This window comes from Sphingopyxis sp., assembly GCF_016704835.1.
GTDB lineage: Bacteria > Pseudomonadota > Alphaproteobacteria > Sphingomonadales > Sphingomonadaceae > Sphingopyxis.
The window spans coordinates 909316-928883 of sequence record NZ_JADIZJ010000001.1 but is presented as its reverse complement, the minus strand read 5'-3'; the positions used below and the strand labels follow the sequence as shown (position 1 = coordinate 928883).

At 64.5% G+C, this 19568-nt stretch carries 21 protein-coding genes; 11 read left to right on the top strand and 10 right to left on the bottom strand.

The window, feature by feature from the left end; translation table 11 throughout:
- Positions 1-83: 83 nt before the first annotated feature.
- Positions 84-407 (top strand): nuclear transport factor 2 family protein, encoded by a 324-nt coding sequence (locus IPF76_RS04600; RefSeq protein WP_293840251.1) that lies wholly within the window; start codon positions 84-86, stop codon positions 405-407.
- Complete coding sequence (locus IPF76_RS04595) at positions 404-1183, top strand: SDR family oxidoreductase (RefSeq protein WP_293840248.1); 780 nt, start codon at positions 404-406, stop codon at positions 1181-1183. Before IPF76_RS04600 ends, IPF76_RS04595 begins: the two co-directional genes overlap by 4 nt.
- A gap of 100 nt (positions 1184-1283) precedes the next feature.
- On the opposite strand, the gene pheT is transcribed toward IPF76_RS04595, so the two are convergent.
- The 4 genes from pheT to IPF76_RS04575 form a co-directional block, all read right to left on the bottom strand.
- Entirely contained in the window at positions 1284-3671 is a 2388-nt protein-coding gene (gene pheT / locus IPF76_RS04590; protein WP_293840245.1) for a phenylalanine--tRNA ligase subunit beta, read from the bottom strand.
- Positions 3668-4765 carry a phenylalanine--tRNA ligase subunit alpha gene (gene pheS, locus IPF76_RS04585; RefSeq protein WP_293840242.1) on the bottom strand — a complete coding sequence of 366 codons (1098 nt, stop codon included), beginning with the start codon at positions 4763-4765 and terminating at the stop codon, positions 3668-3670. The genes pheT and pheS overlap by 4 nt, the downstream gene beginning before the upstream one ends.
- Positions 4766-4844: 79 nt before the next feature.
- A complete protein-coding gene (locus IPF76_RS04580) occupies positions 4845-5747 on the bottom strand; it encodes a helix-turn-helix domain-containing protein (RefSeq protein ID WP_293840240.1) in 903 nt (300 codons plus the stop codon).
- A 306-nt stretch (positions 5748-6053) separates the two neighbouring features.
- Positions 6054-6644 carry a TetR/AcrR family transcriptional regulator gene (locus tag IPF76_RS04575; RefSeq protein WP_293840238.1) on the bottom strand — a complete coding sequence of 197 codons (591 nt, stop codon included), beginning with the start codon at positions 6642-6644 and terminating at the stop codon, positions 6054-6056.
- A gap of 102 nt (positions 6645-6746) precedes the next feature.
- Here IPF76_RS04575 and IPF76_RS04570 point away from each other — a divergent pair, with 102 nt between their 5' ends.
- Complete coding sequence (locus IPF76_RS04570) at positions 6747-7103, top strand: VOC family protein (RefSeq protein WP_293840234.1); 357 nt, start codon at positions 6747-6749, stop codon at positions 7101-7103.
- 63 nt (positions 7104-7166) lie between these two features.
- Here the strand turns inward: IPF76_RS04570 and rplT are convergent, their stop codons facing one another.
- Both rplT and rpmI read right to left on the bottom strand, forming a co-directional pair.
- Positions 7167-7532 carry a 50S ribosomal protein L20 gene (rplT, locus tag IPF76_RS04565; RefSeq protein WP_293840231.1) on the bottom strand — a complete coding sequence of 122 codons (366 nt, stop codon included), beginning with the start codon at positions 7530-7532 and terminating at the stop codon, positions 7167-7169.
- 13 nt (positions 7533-7545) lie between these two features.
- A complete protein-coding gene (rpmI, locus tag IPF76_RS04560; RefSeq protein ID WP_088439780.1) occupies positions 7546-7749 on the bottom strand; it encodes a 50S ribosomal protein L35 in 204 nt (67 codons plus the stop codon).
- A 159-nt stretch (positions 7750-7908) separates the two neighbouring features.
- On the opposite strand from rpmI, the gene IPF76_RS04555 reads away from it, so the two are divergent.
- Complete coding sequence (locus tag IPF76_RS04555; RefSeq protein WP_293840228.1) at positions 7909-10119, top strand: AsmA family protein; 2211 nt, start codon at positions 7909-7911, stop codon at positions 10117-10119.
- Positions 10120-10137: 18 nt separating this feature from the next.
- Here the strand turns inward: IPF76_RS04555 and hisN are convergent, their stop codons facing one another.
- Positions 10138-10920, bottom strand: a complete 783-nt coding sequence (hisN, locus tag IPF76_RS04550) for a histidinol-phosphatase (RefSeq protein WP_293840225.1) — start codon at positions 10918-10920, stop codon at positions 10138-10140.
- A 116-nt stretch (positions 10921-11036) separates the two neighbouring features.
- Here hisN and IPF76_RS04545 point away from each other — a divergent pair, with 116 nt between their 5' ends.
- Positions 11037-11579, top strand: a complete 543-nt coding sequence (locus IPF76_RS04545; protein WP_293840222.1) for a TetR/AcrR family transcriptional regulator — start codon at positions 11037-11039, stop codon at positions 11577-11579.
- A 4-nt stretch (positions 11580-11583) separates the two neighbouring features.
- On the opposite strand, the gene IPF76_RS04540 is transcribed toward IPF76_RS04545, so the two are convergent.
- Both IPF76_RS04540 and IPF76_RS04535 read right to left on the bottom strand, forming a co-directional pair.
- Positions 11584-12519 carry a ribose-phosphate pyrophosphokinase gene (locus IPF76_RS04540; RefSeq protein ID WP_137752330.1) on the bottom strand — a complete coding sequence of 312 codons (936 nt, stop codon included), beginning with the start codon at positions 12517-12519 and terminating at the stop codon, positions 11584-11586.
- Between the two features lie 73 nt (positions 12520-12592).
- Positions 12593-13375: a LytTR family DNA-binding domain-containing protein gene (locus IPF76_RS04535; protein WP_293840217.1), complete on the bottom strand. Its 783-nt coding sequence runs from the start codon at positions 13373-13375 to the stop codon at positions 12593-12595.
- Between the two features lie 145 nt (positions 13376-13520).
- Between IPF76_RS04535 and IPF76_RS04530 the strand changes: the two genes are divergently transcribed.
- From IPF76_RS04530 to rpmG, 6 genes are all read left to right on the top strand, one after another.
- Positions 13521-14021, top strand: coding sequence for a DUF2306 domain-containing protein (locus tag IPF76_RS04530; RefSeq protein ID WP_293840214.1), 501 nt, complete (start codon positions 13521-13523; stop codon positions 14019-14021).
- A gap of 39 nt (positions 14022-14060) precedes the next feature.
- Positions 14061-15728 (top strand): NAD+ synthase, encoded by a 1668-nt coding sequence (locus tag IPF76_RS04525; protein WP_293840212.1) that lies wholly within the window; start codon positions 14061-14063, stop codon positions 15726-15728.
- A gap of 100 nt (positions 15729-15828) precedes the next feature.
- Positions 15829-16248 carry a DoxX family protein gene (locus IPF76_RS04520; RefSeq protein WP_293840209.1) on the top strand — a complete coding sequence of 140 codons (420 nt, stop codon included), beginning with the start codon at positions 15829-15831 and terminating at the stop codon, positions 16246-16248.
- A gap of 52 nt (positions 16249-16300) precedes the next feature.
- Positions 16301-17611, top strand: coding sequence for a glutamate--tRNA ligase (locus tag IPF76_RS04515; protein WP_293840207.1), 1311 nt, complete (start codon positions 16301-16303; stop codon positions 17609-17611).
- Between the two features lie 149 nt (positions 17612-17760).
- On the top strand, positions 17761-18495 hold the full coding sequence (locus IPF76_RS04510) for an energy transducer TonB (protein ID WP_293840205.1): 735 nt from the start codon (positions 17761-17763) through the stop codon (positions 18493-18495).
- A 213-nt stretch (positions 18496-18708) separates the two neighbouring features.
- Positions 18709-18876 (top strand): 50S ribosomal protein L33, encoded by a 168-nt coding sequence (gene rpmG, locus IPF76_RS04505; RefSeq protein ID WP_058818055.1) that lies wholly within the window; start codon positions 18709-18711, stop codon positions 18874-18876.
- A gap of 302 nt (positions 18877-19178) precedes the next feature.
- Here the strand turns inward: rpmG and IPF76_RS04500 are convergent, their stop codons facing one another.
- The gene (locus tag IPF76_RS04500; RefSeq protein WP_293840204.1) at positions 19179-19541 is read right to left on the bottom strand and encodes a response regulator; all 363 of its coding nucleotides are present in this window, start codon (positions 19539-19541) and stop codon (positions 19179-19181) included.
- Positions 19542-19568 lie beyond the last annotated feature (27 nt).

Below are 19568 nucleotides of genomic sequence, written 5' to 3'. Positions count from 1 at the left end.
ATCATATCATCAAATATTGGCCTGCTTATCCGGATTATGACTTGGCCTTACATGGGAAGCAAGCCAAACCAAGGAGACTCGCCATGGAAATGCCTGCCCCCGTTCAAACCTATTTCGACGCCGACCAGCGCGGCGACGGCGCCGCCCTGATGACAGCCTTCGCCCCCGATGCGCTTGTGAAAGACGAACGTCACTCGTACCTTGGTCATGCAAAGATCGGTGCCTGGTGGCGCGACGCCAAACAGCAATATGCGCATCAGGCGGCGCCCTTCGAGATGAAAACCGAAGGCGGGAGGATCAGCGTTCGAGCAATGGTGAGGGGCAATTTCCCCAGCAGCCCCGTGACCCTCGCCTATCATTTCCTACTGGCTGAAGATGGCATCGCCGAGCTGGAGATTCTGCCATGATCGGCTTTCTGTCGCTCGCCGGAAAGCGCGCGCTCGTCACCTCGGGCACGAAGGGCGCCGGAAAGGCGACCGCGGCGCTGCTCCGCGACCTTGGCGCGACGGTGCTCACCGTCGCCCGGAACGCGCCCGATGCCGGACCCGATGATATGTTCATCGCCTCTGATCTGACGACGGCCGAAGGGTGCGAGCGCGTGGCGGCGGCAGTTCACGAACGGCTGGGCGGCATCGACATTCTTGTCCACATGCTCGGCGGCTCCTCGGCACCGGGCGGCGGTTTTGCCGCGCTGACCGACGCGCATTGGGAACGCGAACTCGCGCTCAATCTGTTTCCCGCCATCCGACTCGACCGGGCGCTCACCCCGGTGATGACCGCGCAGGGGTCGGGCGTCGTCGTCCATGTCTCTTCGATCCAGCGCCAGCTGCCGCTTCCCGAAGCGACGACCGGCTATGCCGCGGCCAAGGCGGCGCTTTCCACCTACAGCAAAGCCTTGTCGAAAGAGGTCGCGCCAAAGGGCGTCCGCGTCGTCCGCGTCGCCCCGGGATGGATCGAGACCGAAGCATCGGAGCAACTCGCCGCACGCCTCGCGCGCGAGGCAGGGACCGATTATGAAGGGGGCAAGGCGATCATCATGAACTCGCTCGGCGGCATTCCGCTGGGCCGCCCCGCAAAGCCTGACGACGTCGCCAACCTGATCGCCTTCCTCGTTTCGGAGCGCGCTGCATCGATTACGGGGACCGAATATGTGATCGACGGCGGGACGATCCCGACGGTCTGATCAGTGATAGAAAGTCTGCTCTGGCAAGGTTGTCCTCAAGGGCTGGTGGGCCGCTAACGGCCCGCCAGCGACACGTTGCCATATGCGCTGGGACGACATCTCACCCCCGCAGCACCGCCCCAACTTTCGCCGCAGCGGCTACCACCTTATCCGCAATCGCCTTCAGCTCGGCGTCGGTGAAGCTTTTCACCCCCGGCTGCAATTCGACCTCGACCGCCAGGCTCACCTGACCCTCGGGCACGCCCTGGCCGGTGAAGCGGTCGAACAGGCGGGCGTCGGCGATGCTCGCCTTTTCGGCGCCGCGGATCGCGCGCACCAGCTCGGCGGCGGTTAGGCTGGTCGGAGCCAGGAACGCGAAGTCGCGGCGGACCGATTGCAGCGCGGGCGGCGTGAACGCCGCGCGCGCGGGGCCGCTCGCGCGCTTTGCGGGAATGGCATCGAGGAAGATCTGCACCGCCATCACCGGGCCATCGACGTCGAAATGGCGGGTCAGCAGCGGGTGGATCGCGCCGAATTCGGCAAGCACCGCCTTGGGGCCGAGCCGCAGGGTAGCCGACTGGCCGGGGTGCCAGATGCTGCCTTCGCTCACCGCCTCCATCACCTGCAAGCGGTCGGCGGGGGCGCCCGCGGCGTCGAGCAGCGCCAGCGCCGCGGCCTTGGCGTCGAATGCGTCGAACGCTGCCGCCTTGCCTGCCTGCCAGCCGCGCGCGCGCTTTTCGCCCGCCATCAGCACGGCCAGCGTCGGATGCTCGGCGTCGGCCAGATAGCGCCGCCCGATTTCGAACAGGCGGATGCTGGTCGCGCCGCGGTTCTGGTTGCGCTGCGCTGCGGCGAGCAAGCCGGGGAGCAGCGAAGGGCGCATGACCTTCAGATCTTCGCTGATCGGATTGGCGAGCGACCAGTCGCCGCCGCCGAACGGCGCCGCGTCACGATCGCTGATGAACGACCAGGTCACCGCTTCGTGGAAGCCTGACGATGCCGCAGCGCGGCGCACCCGGCGTTCGAGCATCTGGTCAGCGGTCGCGGTCGGTTTGGCGACCCCGTCGCTGCGCAGCAGCGGCACCGACGCGATTGCGTCGAAGCCGGTGATGCGCGTGACTTCCTCGACGAGGTCGGGGGCGCCGTCGATGTCGCGGCGCCAGCTCGGTACGGCGACCTGCCAGCGGCCGCCCTGTTCGATGACCGAAAAGCCGAGTGCGGCGAGGATTTCCTGCTGCCGTTCGGGCGCGATCGCGATGCCGCCCAGCGTCGCCGACAGCGTGGGGTCGTACTCGACCGTCTTCACTTCGGCGGGCGGCGTTCCAGCGCGGGTCACCGCCGAAGGGGTGCCGCCGCAGATCGCCAGCACATGCGCGGTGACGATCGCAGTTGCGTCGTCGAGGAACGCCGGATCGACCCCGCGCTCGAAGCGGCTGCGCGCGTCGCTGGTCAGCGCCAGCGCCTGTCCGGTCAGCGCGATGCGTTCGGGGGTGAAATACGCGACCTCGATCAGCACATCGGTGGTCGTCTCGCTGCACCCCGAATGCTCGCCGCCCATGATGCCGGCGATGTCGTGGACGCCGCGGTCGTCGGCGATCACCGTCATCGTGTCGGTGAGCGTATAGCCCTTGCCGTTCAATGCGGTGACCGTCTCGCCCGCGCGGGCGCGGCGCGCGACCAGCGGACCCGTCAGTTTCGCGCGGTCATAGATATGGCTCGGACGGCCGAGATCGAACATCACATAGTTGCTGATGTCGACAAGTGCCGAGATCGAGCGCTGTCCGACCGCTTCGAGGCGGAGGCGCATCCATTCGGGGGCGGTGCCGTTGGTGACGCCGCCGATCGTGCGGCCATAAAAGGCGGGGCAGCCTTCGGGATCGTCGGTGCGGATTTCGGTCGCGGGCGCGTCCTCGCCGGTGATCGTCGGGACGGCGAGCGGCTTCAGCGTGCCGAGCCCCGCGGCGGCCAGGTCGCGCGCGATGCCGCGGACCCCCATGCAATCCTGCCGGTTCGGGGTGATCGAAATGTCGATCACCGGATCGCCCGCGCCGCTGTACTCGGCAAAGCTGGTACCGATCGGGGCGTCTGCGGGGAGCTCGATGATCCCGTCATGGTCGTCGCCTAGCTCGAGCTCGCGCGTCGAGCACATCATGCCGTTCGATTCGACCCCGCGCACCGCCGCGACCTTCAGCTCCATGCCATTCGCGGGCACCACTGCGCCGGGCAGGCCGAGCACGCCGACCAGCCCCGCACGCGCATTGGGCGCGCCGCACACGACGGTCAGCGGCGCGCCGCCGTCCCCCGTATCGACGGTGAGCACCTGCAACTTGTCGGCCTGCGGATGCTTCTCGGCGGTCAGGACGCGCGCGACGCGGAAGCCCTGCAGATTGTCGGCGGGATTCTCGACGCCTTCGACCTCGTGGCCAATGCGGTTGAGCGTCGCGACAACGACGTCGACGCTCGCCGATGTTTCCAGATGCTCTTTGAGCCAATCGAGGGTGATCTTCATGCCGAAATCCCTCCGCTCAGCGTCGGGACATTCAGCGCGCCGAACCCGTAATGCGCCAGCCAGCGCAGGTCGCCGTCGAAGAAGGCGCGCAGGTCGTCCATGCCATATTTCAGCATCGCCAGCCGGTCGACCCCAACCCCGAAGGCAAAGCCCTGCCACTCGTCGGGATCGAGCCCGCAGTTCGCGATGACGCGCCGGTTGACCATCCCGCTGCCGAGCAGCTCCATCCACGCATGGCCATCATCATCGCCATGCCCGCCGACGATCCGCCGCCCCTTTTCGTGGCGGTAACCGACATCGACTTCGGCCGATGGTTCGGTGAACGGGAAATAGCTCGGGCGCAACCGCAGCACGATGTCGTCGCGCTCGAAATAGGCCTTCAGGAACGTCTCGAGCGTCCACTTCAGATGCCCCATATGGATGCCGCGGTCGATGACGAGACCTTCCACCTGATGAAACATCGGCGTGTGCGTCGCGTCGCTGTCGCTGCGATAGACACGGCCGGGGGCTATGATCCTGATCGGAGGCGCTTTTTCCATCATCGTGCGGATCTGCACCGGCGACGTATGCGTCCGCAGCAACATCCGCTGCGCGGTGCCTTCGCCAACATCCGGGAAATAAAACGTATCGTGCATCGCCCGCGCCGGATGCGTCTCGGGAATGTTGAGCGCGGTGAAATTGCGCCAATCATCCTCGATCTCGGGACCGGTGGCGACGGCAAAACCCATGTCGGCGAAGATCTCGGCGAGTTCGTCCATCACCTGACTGACCGGATGCACGCTCCCCTTGGGCGCGGTATCGGCAGGCAGCGACATATCGATCGCCTCGGCGGCAAGCTTGACGTCGAGCGCGGCGGCGTCGAGCGCCGCCTTGCGCTCGGCGAGCGCGGCAGTGATGGCCTCGCGCAGTGCGTGGATCTGCGGCCCCTGCGCCTGACGTTCGTCCGGGGACATGCCACCCAGCGATTTGAGCAGCGCGGTGATGCTGCCCGCCTTGCCCAGCGCCGCGACGCGCAGCGCTTCGAGCGTGTCGAGATCGCTTGCCGCCGTTATGTCGTCCACCAACCGGGTCTGGGTCGCCTGAATATCGCTCATCGTCAATCGTCCTGCAGCGGCCGTGCTTCGCCCGCGCCGCCGCTTGCACCGAAGGCGATGCGTGGGTCAAGCCCTGGGCTCAACCCCCGGGGGTGTGCAGACCTTGCACGGCGGCGCCGGCGGCGACGGCGCGGGCTTTGGCGGCGGCGCCCAGGATCGGCTTGGGCCGCGCGGCATATTCGCGCGGGCTCATGCCCATGAATTTGGCAAAGTCGCGGGTAAACTGCGCCTGGTCGTAATAATGATGATCCATCGTATCGATCCACGCCATCGACGGGTCGAGCATGAAGCGCGCCAGCGAGCGCAAGAAGCGCTGCCGTCGGAGCAGCAGCTTGGGTGAAAAGCCGAAGGCGCGGTGGCTGAGCCGTTCGATCGAGCGTTCGGATAACCCCAGCTTCGCCGAAAGATCAGCGACGGTTGCCAGATCGTCGTCGACCAGGGCGCGGTGCGCCGCCAGGATCGCGGGATCGTCGGGCGGAGCGCGGTCAAGCATCGCGCAGAAGTGGGCGTCGATCATCGCGGCGGCCGCATCGACGTCATTCACCCGGCGCAATTTTTCGTCGAGCGGGACGAAGGCAGCAAAGGCGGGGTGCGCGGCGCCGTCGCAGGACCGGTCGGCCAGATCGTCGGCGGGCAGCGGGATGAACTTCGCCCAGCCCATGGGAATGATACCAATTCCCCACAAGCGCATATTGCCCGCGGCAAAATAGCTCGCGGTGCTCGTGGGGCCAGTGGCGACAAAGCGCGACGTCGCGACCACCGGGCCGCCGCCAATCGATGCCAGTGGCCTGTCACCGTCAATAAAGCGCAGATTGGCCCATTCGGGGTGCAGATAATCATCGACGCGGGTGCCGGTTGGAACCGACACTTCGGTCAAATAGATTGTGCTGAGATAGGGACGCAGCGCCGGCGCCACCGCAAAAAAACGGGTGGCGATTCGGACGTCGGACGGTGCAGGCTCGGGTACGCTGCGTTCGGGCATCACGCTCCTCTAACGAGCATTAATGACGAAAAACAATATTTTGACGTCATTCCATGTCGGGTTTGTACAATTTTCTGCGCACCAACTTCTGCATAGTTGCGCCGATCATGGTTCGGGGTGTCTTTGAGCGGGCACCACTTTAAGGACTTCACCCGGCCGGCAGCTTTCTGCGACCCACGGCTTTTCGGAACGGGCGGGGGGGCGATGGTTTCCACTGGAACCATTGTCGAAGCGGCGCGAAGCGTAAGCCTCGCGCCGCTTCTTCGTTTCATGCCGACGATTTTTCCGGCGATGCCCGAAAGTGGGCTAGGCGATGAGTTTCGCGCAGTCGATCATGCGATCGGTCATCTCTTCTGCGGTACAACTTGCCTCACCGATCAGCCAGCTTCGCAACATGGAAAGCTGCGCCGCGGCGATGCCGGTCGCCCGGATCGACGGGGCGATATCAGCGGGCGCCGCTCGCGCGATATGCGTCAGAATCATCGCCGCCAGACGGCGCTGCACGATCGGGCCAGTGGCGGAATTCAGTATCGTCCGCCCCAGCGATCTCCGCTCCCATAAATGGCTGATCGTGCTGCGGACGTAAGACCGCGCGGCGCGGCCTGAAGCCGCGGTTGCCAGCGCCAGCAGGACGGGTTCCATTGCGGACAACAGGATGTCGTCCTTGCTGCGAAAATGCTCATAGAAGGTTGCACGCCCGACACCCGCCGCGGCGACAAGGTGGGTGACGCGAATAGTCTCGTATCGGCGACCCAATATCAGCCCGACGAACGCGTCGAGAAGGGACTGCCTTGTCCGCAAGGCTCGCTGGTCAGTGGAGGGGGTTTGGCGCATCGACCCGATATACGCCGCCGACGCCGATCGCGCGACACCCGGTTTCCTGGCGGTCCCGGACATTTGGCCGCCAGCGTCCGACATCTCGGCTCGACGGGCAATTCGGACTCGTCAGCCGACTGAAACTGCGCGAAATCCAGACATGAACATCAGGTTGGAGTTTATATGGCCGAAGATCATTACGCGGTTGCCATCGTTCCCAGCAGCGATCTCGACGCGAGCGAAGCCTTTTACCGACGGCTCGGTTTCGACGTGACGAGCGACTATGGTCACTACCGTATCCTGACGGATGGCAGGGGATGGCATTTGCATCTGACGTTGTCGCCCGGCTGGCCCAGGCATGTCGAGGATAATCCGTTCGGCTTGTACCTCTATGTCGATGATGTCGATGCGGTCGCCGATGCGGTGCGCGAGTTGATCATCGAGGAAGGCAGTCCGAACGCCAAGCCATGGGGAACCTATGAGTTCGCCGTGAGCGACCCTAGCGGTCTGCTGGTGCGCGTTGGCAGGGTCATCGCCTAGCCCAACGAAAAAGGGCGGCCCCGTCGGGACCGCCCTTGTTTCTTGGCGCGTAGCTAAAAAGCGTCAGGCTGCCTTGGGCAGCGCCGCTTTCGCCTGGGCGATGATCGTGGTGAAGACCGCCCCCTCGTTCATCGCCAGATCAGCCATGATTTTCCGGTCGAGATCGATCCCGGCCAGCTTCACGCCGTGCATGAACTGCGAATAGGTCAGGCCTTCGGCGCGAACCGCGGCGTTGATGCGCTGGATCCACAGGCCGCGGAAGTTGCGCTTCTTAACCTTGCGGTCGCGATAGGCGTATTGGCCGGCCTTTTCGACCGCCTGCTTGGCGATACGAATGGTGTTCTTGCGACGGCCGTAAAAGCCCTTCGCCTGTTCCAATACGCGTTTGTGCTTGGCGCGCGTGGTGACGCCGCGTTTGATGCGTGACATTCCTCAGCGCTCCTTACTTCAGACCGTAGGGCGCCCAGAGGCGCACATGGGCCACATCCGAATCGCTCAGCACGCTGGTGCCGCGGTTGGTGCGGATATATTTGGAATTGTGCGAAATCAGGCGGTGACGCTTGCCGGCAACGCCGTGCTTCACTTTGCCCGACGCGGTGAATTTGAAGCGTTTCTTCACACCGCTCTTGGTCTTCATTTTGGGCATTTTGGTCTCCTTTGGAAGTCCGTTTGCGTATCGGCCTGGCAGCCCTTTCAGCCAGCCGACACAATCGGAAGCGGGGCGCTTAGCGAGCCGGTAGCTGAAATGCAAGCGATTCGGGCGCGAGCCACCGGAACCAAGGGGGTTTGCAGCCGTTCACAGCGCATGACCCTGCCTACCGGACAGATGGGCCGTCCGCCCGCCGCGACTGCCGATCCCGGCGGCGGGCTGCCCCAATCGCGCGGTTTCAGCGTCCCATCGACCGTCGCGCGCCGCATCTGGACCCCGCACTGGTTGGAGAAGCGCCCGCGCGCAGTGCGTATCGCGGTGCGAACAGCGGCGATCATTTTGCTGCTGCTGGTGACGATCTGGCTGGTGCTGTTCATTACCAAGGGACGCTTTCTGAAAGGCACGTTCGAGAGCATCGCGTCGTCGCAGCTGGAACGGCAGGTCGCGATCGGCGGCGACTTCCAGCTCTATTTCGCGCCGTTCAACGTCAAGTTCCTCGCCGAAGATGTCCGCATCGCGAACCCCGAATGGGCGCAGGCGAAACAGTTTTTTACCGCCCGCCGCGTTGACACGCGGCTCGCCACCATATCGCTGATCTTTGGCAGGCGCGTGATGACCTTTGCCGATATCGACCAGGCGCAGGTGGCACTCGAATGGGATGCGCAGAACAAGCATAATAGCTGGACCTTTGGCGATCCCAATCGGCCACCCGAGCCGCTGAACCTGCCGACGATCGAGCGCGCTGCGATCACCAAGAGCGGGCTGACCTACCGCGACCCGCGACTGCGCCTGTTCGCCGATATCGATATCGACACCGTGCGTTCGACCGGCAGCCGGATCGACGAGGCGATCGGGTTCAACGGGCGCGGGACGATGCGGGCGCAGCCTTTCACGCTGACGGGGCGGTTGTCGTCGCCCAACCAGACCGTTGCGGGCGGCAAGAATCGGCTGACGATGCGCGCGATCGGACTCGGCAATACCGTTGATCTGGTCGGCACGCTGCCCGGCCCGACCGAACTGGTCGGCGCCGATCTGGCGCTGACAGCGCGCGGCGCCAACTTGTCGCGCTTGTTCGATTTCTTAGGGGTCGCGATCCCCGATACGCGCCGCTACCGCGCGACGTCGAAGCTCGGTTACGACGGCACCGTCTGGAAGTTCACCAGCCTGAAAGGCGTTTTCGGCGACAGCGACCTCGCGGGGACATTCGCGGTCAGTATGCCCAACGGGCGTGTCTATCTGAACGCCGACCTTACCACGCGGTCGCTCAACATCATCGATGCCGGGCCGTTCATCGGTTACGAGGTCGACCGGCTCGACCGGATGGGAACGGGCGGCGTGATCAAGACCGTTCGCGGACGCCCGCGCGTTCTTCCTGACTCGCCGCTCCGTGCCGACGCGCTCAAGGCCTTCGACGCTGACCTGCGCTACAAGGTCGCGCAGGTACGCGCCGAAAGCTTCCCGGTCAGCAACGTCGATATGACGCTATCGCTCAAGCGCGGGCTGATGGAAATGAAGCCGCTGACCTTCCTGCTTGCGGGCGGCAAAGTGGCGAGCGCCGTTTCGATCGATTCACGCCCCGCGGTCGTGCGTACCGCCTATGATATCCGCCTGTCACCGACGCGGCTTGGCACCTTGCTGGCGCGGTTCGGGGTAGCCGAATCGGGGACGACCGGTACCGTCAGCGGCCGCATCCAGATGGTCGGTCATGGCGACAGCCTGCGCCAATCGCTTGCCAGTTCGAACGGCCGCATGGCTTTCGTCCTGCCGCAGGGCAGTTTCTGGACGCGCAACATCCAGCTCGCCGAGCTCGATGTCGGCACCTTTGTGCAGAAATTGTTCGAGGACAAATTGAAGAAGCCGGTCGAGATCAATTGCGGGGTGATCGCCTTCACCGTTCGCAATGGCGTCGGCGCTGCCGATCCGATCCTGATCGACACGCAAAAGAATGTGATGGTCGGGCGCGGCGGCTTTTCCTTCCGCACCGAGGCGATCGATATGGCGGTGCGCGCCGACGGCAAGAAATTCAGCCTGTTTTCAGGCCAATCGCCGGTCAGCGTCGGCGGCTATTTTGCCGCGCCGCGCATCGACCCGATTAGCGACCAGCTGATGGGCCGTGCGGGCGCAGGGCTCGGCCTCGCGATCGTCGCCACTCCGGTCGCTGCGATCATTCCCTTCATCGATCCGGGTGATGCCAAATCGGCGCAATGCGGTCCGATTCTCGCCGGCGCTCGCGCCAGTGCGCAGCGCACGACGAAGGGCGAAGCGCGCGATGATGTCGGCAAAGGCACGACGGCTAAGTCGGAGGACGGCAAGCAATCGAAGGACGAAGGCGGCAAGCAGCGCAAGAAGTTCCTCGGAATTTTCTGACGCCGATGTTGCCGCGCGTCAGTGCGAGCAGGCGAGTCCCTCGATTACATCCTCGAGCCGCGCCGGGTCGCCGAGTGCAATGACATGGCCTGCACTGTCGGCGTTGAGCGGATCGCCGTTCCAGTCGCACATCGTCCCGCCCGCGCCTTCGACGATGGGGACGAGCGCTGCAAAATCGTGGAGCTTCAGGCCCGCTTCGACAACCAGATCGACATGGCCGCTGGCGAGCAGGCCGTAATTGTAACAGTCACCGCCGAAGATCAGCCTTTTGTGTGCGGTCTTGGCCGCGAGCGCCATGAAATGTTCAGCGTCATGATCGGCGAAATATTGCGGGCCGGTGGTGGCAAGCGCGGCGTCGGCGAGATCGCGGCAGGTTCGGGTGCGCGCGAGCTTGCCGTTGAACAAGGTTGGCTGTCCCAGCGCGCCAGCCCAGCGTTCGCCGCTGATCGGCTGGTCGATGATGCCGAGTACCGGCCAGCCGTCCTGGAGCAGCGCGATCAGGGTGCCGAATATCGGCCGGCCCGCCATGAAGCTCACCGTGCCGTCGATCGGGTCGAGCACCCATTGGCGCGCCGCGTCGGGGCGTTCGGCGCCAAATTCCTCGCCGATGATCCCGTCGCGCGGCGCCTCGGCATCGAGCAGACGGCGCATCGCCGCTTCGGCAGCGCGATCGGCCTCGGTGACCGGCGACGCATCGGCTTTGGCTTCATGAGCAAAGGCGGCGCGAAACAGCGGGCGGATCACATCACCCGCAGTGTCGGCGAGGCGATGGGCAAGCGTGAGGTCGGAGGACATCGTCATGCCACCGGCGCTAGCGCAGCACGACAGATCCCGCCAGCCCCAGACGGCCGTGACGGCATCGTGAGAACCGAATATATCAATTTTACAAACAGCATATAATCTGTAACATTTTGCTTATGCCCGACCGAATTTCCGCCGATGTTCTTTTGACTGTTGTCGCGCGCACCGGGTTTCGCAAGGCGTCGATGGAGGATCTGGCGCAGGCAACCGGGGTGTCGCGTCAGTCGCTCTACAATCGATTTGGGTCGAAGCGCGCGCTGCTCGACTGGGCCATCCAATCGCTGATCGACCGGTCGCTGGCGGAGGCGTTGCGCGCTCTGGAAAATCCCGCCGCTGCCCTCGTCGCGCGGTTGCTGACCGCACTCGACGCTTGGGTCGGCCAGCACATGGTTATTCTGCGCGCTTCGCCGCATGGAATCGAAGTTGCCCCAATGGCGGCGGCCGACCCCGGTGAAGCGGTGCGCGCGGTCGAACGCAGACTCGTGGCGGCGATGGCAAACGCGATCCGGCGTGGCGGTCCCGGCACCGCGGTCGCGCGCGCCGGCAGCCTGGCGCAGGCGCTGTGCTGGACTGCGAAGGGACTGGCCCACGCGGCGCCCGATCATGCGGCTTTTCGCCGCGAACTGGAATCGATCGTCGGCGCCGTGCTGGCGCGGTAACCGATCAGTCGAACAGCGAGGAGACGCTCGATTCGTCGGCGATGCGTTTGATCGCTTCGCCGAGCAGCGGCGCGACAGTGAGCGCGCGGACCTTGGCGCTGTCATTGACCGCGTCGGTCGGCTGGATCGAATCGGTGATGACCAGTTCGGTCAGCTCGCTCGCCTCGACGCGCGCGACCGCGCCGCCCGACAACACGCCGTGCGTGCAATAAGCGACTACCCCTTCGGCTCCCGCAGCTTTCAGCGCCGCGGCGGCGTTGCACAGCGTTCCCGCTGAATCGACGATGTCATCGATCAGGATACAAAAGCGCCCCTTCACGTCGCCGATGATGTTCATGACTTCCGATTCGCCGGCGCGTTCGCGGCGCTTGTCGACGATCGCCAGCGGCGCATTGTCGAGCCGCTTGGCGAGCGCGCGGGCGCGGACCACGCCGCCGACGTCGGGCGACACGACCATCAAATTCTTGCCGGCAAAGCGTGCCTGGATGTCGGCGCTCATCACCGGTGCGGCGTAAAGATTGTCGGTCGGGATGTCGAAAAAGCCCTGGATCTGCCCGGCGTGCAGGTCGATCGCGAGCACCCGGTCGGCGCCCGAGGTGGTAATCAGATTGGCGACCAGCTTGGCGGAAATGGGCGTGCGCGGGCCGGGTTTGCGGTCCTGGCGGGCATAGCCGAAATAGGGCACGACGGCGGTGATGCGTTTCGCCGAGGCGCGGCGCAGTGCGTCGGTGATGATCAGCAATTCCATGAGATTGTCGTTGGCGGGGAAGTTGGTCGGCTGGACGATGAAGACATCCTGACCACGGACATTTTCGTGGATTTCGACGAACACTTCCTCATCGGCAAAGCGGCGCACGCTGGTATCGGTCAGCGGCAGTTCCAGATAGTCCGCGATCGCGCGGGCGAGGGGAAGATTGCTGTTGCCGGAGATCAGTTTCATGGGGTGCGCGGCCCTTTCGCGGCGGAATAGGATTGCGCGCCCCTTAGCCAGCGGGGCGCGATAGGGGAAGAGCTTAAAGCCATCCTGCTGCGCGCAAGGCTGGCATCATGTCGCGCGCGACCGGCGCTTCCTGCCCGTTCACTAGCGTGATGGTCGCGGAACGCCCGTCGCGGCGTACAGCGGAAATGCCCGCGCGGGCGACCCACCAGCTGCGATGGACGCGCAGCCCGTCGGCGCTGCCCAGCCGTTCGATTGCGTCGCCCATGCGCATCAGGACCAGCTCTTCACGGCCTTCGCCGATGACACGAACATAATGGTCCTCGCCCTTGAGAGCGCGGACCGGACCAAAACCGGGCGGGAGCGGCAGGGTCGACGCGGCAGGTCCAGCGGCACCGCGTTCAGCCTCTACTGAGATGGGCTGTGGTGTCGGCCGAGCAACCGGCACCGCCGCGGGCGCGGGATCGGCCGCGGGGCGGAACAGCAGATACATTGCCGCGTAGATGATCACCCCGATAACCAGCACCTGCAGATAGAGCGGGCCGAGCATCGGCGATTGCAGCGCCTGACCCAACGGAGCCCGGAACCACAACAGCATGACGAGCATCGTCATCGGCATCGCCCCGACAATCAGCCCCATCGCTATGGTTACCGCATAGGGGATACGCACCGTCTCGGCGAGCCAGCGCGCGACCGCGCCGAGGCCGCTGAAGATCGGATAGCCGCACAGGATCATCAGCGGCCACAGGATCAGCCGCTGCACCAGCGGCAGTTCGTAACTACCGAACGGGCCGATCAGCGCGAGGACAATCCCTGCAACGATCATCAGGAAGCTTTCGATCGCAATTTTTCGCGCCATGGCGCCGGTCTGGCTGTCGATTCGCGCTTCGTCAATTGGCAGGCAGGCCGGATTCGCGAAGTTTCTGGCCGGATCTGCGAAGTGCCGATTGCCCGTGAACCGCGCTGCGGCATTTGCGGCGTATCGACCAGCAAGGAAATGTCTGATGATTGTCCAAGCCGAAGCCACGTCGCCGATCCACCGTCACGCACCCCTTGTGCGCGCCATAATCCAGACCGCCGCCGCTACTGCCGCGGTGCTGGCGCTCGGCTATCTGATGCGCGGGCAGGGCGAATATCGTACCCCCGCTTGGGCGCTGTGGATTCATTTGGGTACAGTGATCCCCGCGGTACCGCTCGGTGCCTTCGTCCTGTGGGCGCGCAAGGGGACGCGCGGCCACAAGATGGCGGGGCGCGTGTGGGCGCTGCTGATGCTGGTGACCGCGCTGGACAGCTTCTGGCTGCGCGGGCTGACCGGCGGCATTGGCCCGATTCACATCTTTTCGGTGATCACGCTTTATTCGATCCCGATGGGAATCTGGCACGCCTGGCGCGGCAATATCGTCGCGCACCAACGCGCGATGCGGGGAGTTTATATCGGACTGATCGTCGCAGGCGCTTTTGCGATGATGCCGGGGCGCTTCCTTGCCCACTTGCTGTTCGGCTGAGGATTGCAATCGTGGCGACCCGGGGTAAGGCTCGGCGGCATGACCGAAGCCGCCCAAACGCTCACTATCGTGCTGGCCCAGATGACGCAGGCGGTCGGCGACCTTGCCGCCAATGCCGATGCGATGCGCACCGTGCGGGCGCGGCACTCCGACGCGGACCTGATCCTTTACCCCGAGCTGCAACTGATCGGTTATCCGCCCGAGGATCTGGTGCTGAAACCTGCGCTCGCCGATCGCGCCGCAATACTGCTCGCCGAACTCGCCGCTGATACCGCCGACGGCGGTCCGGCGATGCTCGTCGGATCGGTCGAGCGGGACGGCGATGCTCTCTACAATATCATCGCGCTGCTCGATGGCGGCCGGATCGTCGCCACGCGGCGCAAGCACGAACTGCCCAACTACGGCACCTTCGACGAGAAGCGGGTGTTTACCCCCGGGCCGCTGCCTGACATCGTCGAATGGCGCGCGATCAGGCTCGGGCTGCCGATCTGCGAGGATGGCTGGCTGCCCAAAGTATCGCGGCATCTGGCCGATCAGGGCGCCGAGCTGCTGATCTCGGTCAATGGCAGCCCGTTTGAAATCGACAAGGACGAACGGCGGCTGAGCGAGGTGTTCGCGGGCCGCGTAACCGAAACCGGGTTGCCGCTGATTTTCCTCAACCGCGTCGGCGGGCAGGATGAACTGGTGTTCGACGGCTGCTCGTTCGTGCTCAACCGCGATGGCGCCACAGCGCACCGGCTCAAGGATTGGGATGAAGAGGAGCGCGTCACGCGGTGGACAAAGGGTGCGGACGGCTGGGTTTGCGAAACCGGTGCAATCACCGAATGGGAGGCGCACCCCGCCGACATCTACAGCGCGATGATCGTCAGCTTGCGCGACTATGTGACACGCAACCGCTTTCCCGGCGTCGTGCTCGGGCTGTCGGGCGGTATAGATTCGGCGATCTGTGCGGCGATCGCCGCCGACGCGCTAGGCCCAGATCGGGTGTGGTGCGTGATGATGCCCAGCCGCTTTACCAGCCAGGCGAGCCTCGACGATGCGGCGGTCTGCGCCGAGCTGATCGGGTGCAAGCTCGACACGATTTCGATCGTCCCGGCGGTCGAGGCGTTCGATACGATGCTGGCGGGCAGCTTTGCCGATGTTGAGGTCGATATCACCGAAGAGAATGTCCAGTCGCGCATTCGCGGAGTGACCTTGATGGCGCTGTCGAACAAGTTCGGGCCGATGCTGCTGACCACCGGCAACAAGAGCGAGATGAGCGTTGGCTATGCGACGATCTACGGCGACATGGCGGGCGGCTATAATCCGCTGAAGGATGCGTATAAGATGACGGTGTTCGCCGTCGCGAAATGGCGCAACGAGAATGTGCCGCGGCTGTCACGCAACCCCGTGACCCCGGTGATGCCTGCGGCGATCATCACTAAACCGCCAAGCGCCGAACTGCGCCCCGATCAAAAAGATGAGGACAGCTTGCCGCCTTATGCCGATCTCGACCGCATGCTCCACATGCTCGTCGAGGAGGAAGCGAGCGTTGACGATGTCGTGGCGCGACATGGCTTCGATCGCGACGCGGTGGTGCGGATCGAACGACTGCTGATGCTCGCCGAATATAAGCGGCGTCAGGCACCGCCGGGGGTCAAGCTGTCGACGCGCAACTTCGGCCGCGACCGGCGCTATCCGATCACGCACGGTTTCCGCACCGGCTGACCGTGCATCGTGGGCACCGGTACGTCGATGCGGTTTCGTCGCCCCGTCGGCCGAGGTTGGGATCGCGTGTATCGGGGTGCAGCAACAGAGGAAGCGGTATATGGGATTGCTTGGAGCCAAAGCGCCGCCGGAAAGAGCCGAGCGGGCGCTAGACGTTTTGCGCGTGACCGTCGCGCTGCTGATTCTGATCCACGGGCTTTTTCGGCTTGTCGCTGGCGGCATTACGCCGTTCGGGGTCTGGCTGGAAAGTCAGGGCTTTCCATTGGGTTTCGGCTGGGCGCTGGCGGTAACGCTGTTCGAACTGGTTGGCCCGGTGCTGATGCTTGCGCGCCGCTGGACGAGCTTCGCCGCGCTTGGCCATGCCGCGATCCTGACGCTCGGAATGATCCTCGTCCATTTGCCCTTCGGCTGGTTCGTCGTCGGCGCGGGACGCAACGGGATAGAATATAGCGTCATCCTGATCGTGTCATTGCTGACGATCGCCTGGGCCTATTGGCCGATGCGGCGCAGCGCTGCCTGACGCGGTACGATAGGGTCGCGCGCGAGGAGCGAACCGGTTATAGGCGCGCGGCATGACCGTTGTGACCCGCTTCGCCCCCTCGCCGACCGGCATCCTGCACGTCGGCAATGTCCGCACCGCGCTCCACAATTGGCTGTGGGCGCGCAAATATGGCGGGCGCTTCCTGCTGCGCATCGATGACACCGATCTTGAGCGGTCGAAAGAGGACTATGTCGAGGCGATTCGCGCCGACCTCGCGTGGCTCGGCTTTGACATCGATGGCGAAGAACGTCAGTCGGCGCGGTTCGCGCTGTACGAGGCCGAATTCGACAAACTCAAGGCGGCAGGGCGCGTCTATGCCTGTCACGAAACCTCCGAAGAGCTCGACATCCGCCGCAAGATCCTGCTCTCGCGCGGACTGCCGCCGGTGTATGAACGCAAGCCTGCCGATGCGCCGGTTCCTGAGGGCGTGGCGCCGCACTGGCGCTTCCGGCTCGATCATGGCGACCCCATCGAATGGACTGATTTGGTTCGCGGTGTGCAGCATTTCGAGCCAAAAACCATGTCCGATCCGGTGGTCCGCCGGGCCGACGGCAGCTGGCTTTATTTACTGCCCAGCGTGATCGACGACATTGCGATGGGCATTACCCATGTCGTGCGCGGCGAGGACCATGTGTCGAACACTGCGACGCAGATCCAGATGTTTGCCGCGCTGGGCGCCGCCCCGCCGCGCTTCGCGCACGAGGCGTTGCTCGTCGGCACCGAGGGCAAATTGTCGAAGCGGCTTGGCTCGCTCGGCATGGCCAGCCTGCGCGACGCGGGGATCGAGCCGATCGCGCTCGCGGCGCTGCTCGCGCGGCTCGGCACCAGCGATCCCGTCGAGCCGGTCACCAGCCTGGTACCGTTGATCGAGCACATCGACTTCGCGCGCTTTGGCCGCGCTCCGGCGCGGTTCGACGAGGCCGAGTTGGCGTTGCTCAATCAGAAAATCCTGCATCATACCGAACATGAAGCGGTCGCGGATCGCCTGCCCGCTACGATCACCGCAGCGCGCTGGCTTGCGATTCGCCCGAATCTGATGACCGTCGCTGAGGCGGCCGATTGGGTCGCGGTGTTCGATGGTCCGCTGGCGCCGCCGCCGGTCGATGATGCCGACCGGCCGGTGCTCACTGCTGCTGCTGCTGCCGCGCCCGCCATCGACTGGGGCGCCGACCCCTGGCACGCGCTGACCGCCGCGGTGAAGGAGGCGACAGGCGCAAAGGGCCGCCCGTTGTTCCTGCCGCTGCGCCGCGCGCTCACGGCGCGCGATCATGGTCCCGACATGGCCGAACTGCTGCCGCTGATTGCGAAAGATCAGGCGGTCGCGCGGCTGGCTGCCGGCTAAAGCCGCCCACACCCCAAACGCGTCGCTGCTCTTGCCTACCTGGATGCTTGACAAAATGAGTGATGATATATTATCACACATTACTGACTTGGCCGGTAGCGGTGGTCGAAACACGGCAGGGCCGAGTCTGACAGGCAAGGAGAGATGCCATGACCCTGATACCCTTGATTTCGGCCATCATGACTGCGCCCGAAGCGATGACCGCTCCAGCGGGAGCGCCGACGGCCTTATCCCGCAATAGTTATGGCAGCGATCGCAGCCGCCACCCGGTCGCGGCGCTTTTCGCCGTCGGCCTGCCCGCTGCGCTGGTTATTGCGGTGGCGTTGTCGCCGATGATCGTCGTGACGCCGCCGAAGTCCGAGCCGATGCTAGGCACGTTGATCGATCTGGACAAACCGATCGATCCGCCGCCCCCCCAGCAGACCGACAAGGTGCAGCCGACCGAAAAGTCCGCGTCGGCGACCGATACCCTGAAATCCGCCGTCGAAACCGTTCCGCTTGCGGACAATCGCGTGTTCGAGGGGCCGGTCATTGTCGATCCTCGTCCGCTCGATCCCGGCCCTCCGGCACGGCCAGCCGATCCGCCGCTACCCAAGCTCGTGTTCGCCGAACTCGATCCGCGCTACGCCGGGGCGTTCCAGCCCGACTATCCGGCGAGTGAGCAGCGCCGCGAGATCGAGGGGGTTGCCAAAGTCCGCGTCCTTATCGGCACCGACGGACGGGTGAAGGCGGTCGAACTGGTGAGCACCGATAGTCCCGGCTTTTTTGCCGAAACCAAGCGCCGGGCACTCGCCAAATGGCGCTTTACCCCCGCGACGCGCGGCGGTGTGGCCGAGGAAAGCTGGAAGACGATGACGGTCCGCTTCGAGATAAGGTCTGTCTGACCGTCCAACCTCACCGCTCGCGGGCTGACGGCACAGCGCCGTCCGCCCGCTCTTTTGCTTGACAGAAGAGCCGAATCCGGTCAGAGGCGCGCGGATATTGGGGGCGGCGCCTCGTGCGCTGCCCCTAAGTTTTTCACACCAACGTCGGGGCCATAGTCCCGCCGCATCCTTCGGACCTCCGGCGGATGTGCAGATATTTCGAGGAACAGGGCCATGGCCAAGCCGACGACCGTCAAGATCAAGCTGGTGAGCACCGCCGACACGGGCTTTTTCTATGTGACGAAAAAAAACCCGCGCACGATGACCGAAAAAATGTCGGTACGCAAATACGACCCGCGCGTGCGCAAGCACGTCGAGTTCAAGGAATCGAAGATCAAGTGAGGCATCAATCCGTTCGGCGACGCTGAACGGAACGACGATGCGTCATCCCGGTGAAAGCCGGAACCATGGGGCGGCCATTTGCGCCGCCCTTTTTCGTGCGCCGGTCAGATCGGCTGCTTTGGGATGGATCACTGTCATCCCATTTCGTCATGCCGAACGTGTTTAAGCATCCATGGCCTCGGCGTTAATCCCGTGCAGTGCCGAAGGAAACGGCGGGCCCTAGACCCTGAAACACGTTCAGGGTGACAAGTGAAGGGATGTCCCGCAACCGGTCGCCAGAAACCACCGCTGCGAAAGGCGCTTCAGGCAAACGCCCCAACGCTCTCGATGAACTTGATCACCGAAATCGGTTTCGACACATAGGCTTCGGCGCCCGCCGCACGGATCTGTTCCTCGTAGCCTTTCCCCGCATAAGCGGTGACTGCCATGATCGGCACCTCGCGCAGCGTCAGGTCGGCCTTCATCTGGCCGATCAGCTCGAGCCCGCTGACATGCGGCAGCTGGATGTCCATGATGATCAGGTCGGGCGCGACCTCGCGCGCTTTTGCCAGTGCATCGCGCCCGTCGCGCACTGGGTGGGCGATATAGCCATGGGCGTTGAGCAGGTCGCAGAACAGGCGCAGGTTCAGCTCATTATCCTCGACGACCAATATGGTCTTGCCCATGATATTTCGCTTCCCCACCTTGCGTTC